This is a genomic window from Streptomyces sp. NPDC059900, from assembly GCF_050270335.1.
In the GTDB taxonomy this organism is placed as follows: domain Bacteria; phylum Actinomycetota; class Actinomycetes; order Streptomycetales; family Streptomycetaceae; genus Streptomyces.
In genome coordinates this window covers 1-2,114 of record NZ_JBNNJZ010000927.1, presented here as the reverse complement: position 1 = coordinate 2,114, position 2,114 = coordinate 1, and the positions used below count along the sequence as shown (strand labels likewise).

The following is a 2,114-nucleotide window of genomic DNA, read 5'->3' as shown; positions in this document are numbered from 1 at the left end:
ATCTGGTGGCCAAACGCCGGCTCGCCATCGGCAGGCACGCCGTGGCGCTGTGCGTACTCGCCGCGGGCCCCACCACCCTGGCCGACGCGGTCCATTCCGTCGCCGACTACGCGGACGCGGGGCGGGACGAGCTGGCCAAGACGTTCAGGACGCTCCTGGACCAGGAGATCCTGGTGGCGGCGGAGCCCTCGGAGCAGAGCCGCTGGGTGGACGAGCTCCTCGCCCAATGGCGCGCGTACGGCTGGGCCGAGGCCGCCGACCACCACCTGATGACCTTCGACTACCCCTTCCACGACTACAGCGCCGACGGCTGGACGCAGGACCGCGCCCTCATGCGCGCCTACCGGGAGGCCGAGTTCGACGGCCGGCGCTACAAGCCCGCCGACCAGCAGGCGGCCAGCGGACCACGGGCGCCGCGGGTCACCGACATCCTGCCGACCCTGACCGCCGGCCTCGACGAGCTGGGCGGAACGCCCCGGCGGGCGAGCACCCTGGACGCCGACGCCCTGCTGCGCCTGATGTCGGTCGTCTTCGGCGTCCTGGAGAGCAAGGGCGGCGGGCCGGGCACGGCCCCCTTCATCCGGCGCACCAGCCCGTCGGGCGGGGCACGCCACCCCTCGGAGGGGTACGTGTGCGTCTTCGACGTACCGGGGCTCGACGCGGGCTGGTACCACTACTCCTGCGGCGACGACGAGCTGTGCAAGGTCGCCGAGCCGGACGCCGGCCGCTCGCGGCGCGCGCTGTTCGGGGCGCTGCGTGCGCCCTTCCCCGTGCGTGCCGTAATGGTGATGACCAGCGTGTTCGGCCGCAACATGTACCGCTATCGCGAACCGCGCACCTTCCGCACCCTGTTCATGGACGTGGGACACCTGCTGACCACCGCGGAGATCGTCGGGCGGGCCACGGGCATCTCGGTCTTCGGGCAGCACGGCATCGACGACGCCGTCATCGGTGACGTCCTGCACCTCGCGCCGGACGAAGAAGCCCCGCTGCTCTCGGTGGCCCTGGGCGACGGCCGCACGCTCCCCGCACCCCCCTCGTCCGAAAGGCACTGAACGCCATGGTCAGCCTGCAATACGTGCGCGCGCTTCCGGCACAGGAGAACGACGCCCGGCGCCTGGAACTCGTCCGGCCGGGCAGCACCAGGAAGTTCGCCCTGTCCACCACGGCCGCCCTGGAGTACGTCTACGACGGGCCGCGCCGCGCCGAACTCGGCGATCTGATCGGCGAGTCGCGGGAGGCAGCGGAGCCGGACGACGACGGGGGCTTCGACCTGTGGATCGAACGCAACTGGAGCTGGTGCGCGCCCTACTACCTGTTCTCGCGCCGCTCGGACTACGCCGACGTGGACGACCCGGACGGCGCCATCCGGCGCCGGGTCCTCGACGCCTACCTGGCCGACGGTGATCCGCCGCGGCCACCGCGCACCGACACCCCGACGCTTCGCCTCGATCACCGGAAGGTCTCCCCGGAGCTCGACGTGGGAGGCACCCTGGCCGCCCGACGCTCGGTGCCCCGACCCCGGCGACGGCCCTTCTCCGCGGCCGAGCTGGGCTGGATCCTGTTCACCGGCTGCGCCCGGGTGCGCGATTCCCTGGCCCACCAGGCCACCGCCACCGATGACCCTTTGGCGCTCCTGACCAGCTTCGGCAGCGCGCTGGACGTCTATGTCGTCGCCTATGCGGTGGACGGCCTGCCGCCGGGCGTCTACCGCTACGACGTGGCCGAGGACGGTCTGAGCCCCCTGCCCGGCCGGCCGGACACCGACGCGCTGCGCCGGCGGATGTCTGCGATCCTGGTGGGCCAGCCGGCGCCCTTGTCGGCCGCGGCCACCGTGGTCCTGGTCGCCGACTTCGAGCGCTACCAATGGCGTTACCGCCACGAGCGTGCGCTGCGCCACCTGTGGCTGGACGCGGCGCACGCCATGGGCTATCTCCTGTTCAGCGCCACCGCACTGCGCAAGTCCACCCACATCAGCCCGGCCGCCAGGGACTCGCAGGGCAACGCGTTCCTGGGCCTGTCCGACGCGCGCCACCAGATCATGTACTCCCTCAGTACGGGCTGACGCCCGGTGAGCGCACGGTCCGGGTCCTTCCCCGGCCTGGATCCGGTGC

Annotated in this window: 2 protein-coding genes; both read left to right on the top strand. The window is 72.5% G+C overall.

The window, feature by feature from the left end:
* Window positions 1-1,055: SagB/ThcOx family dehydrogenase (locus ACQKIP_RS45795; RefSeq protein WP_427745705.1), on the top strand; the 1,055-nt coding region annotated here is incomplete at its 5' end.
* Between the two features lie 5 nt (window positions 1,056-1,060).
* Window positions 1,061-2,065 carry a SagB/ThcOx family dehydrogenase gene (locus tag ACQKIP_RS45790; RefSeq protein ID WP_365854336.1) on the top strand — a complete coding sequence of 335 codons (1,005 nt, stop codon included), beginning with the start codon at window positions 1,061-1,063 and terminating at the stop codon, window positions 2,063-2,065.
* The last annotated feature ends 49 nt before the right edge of the window (window positions 2,066-2,114 follow it).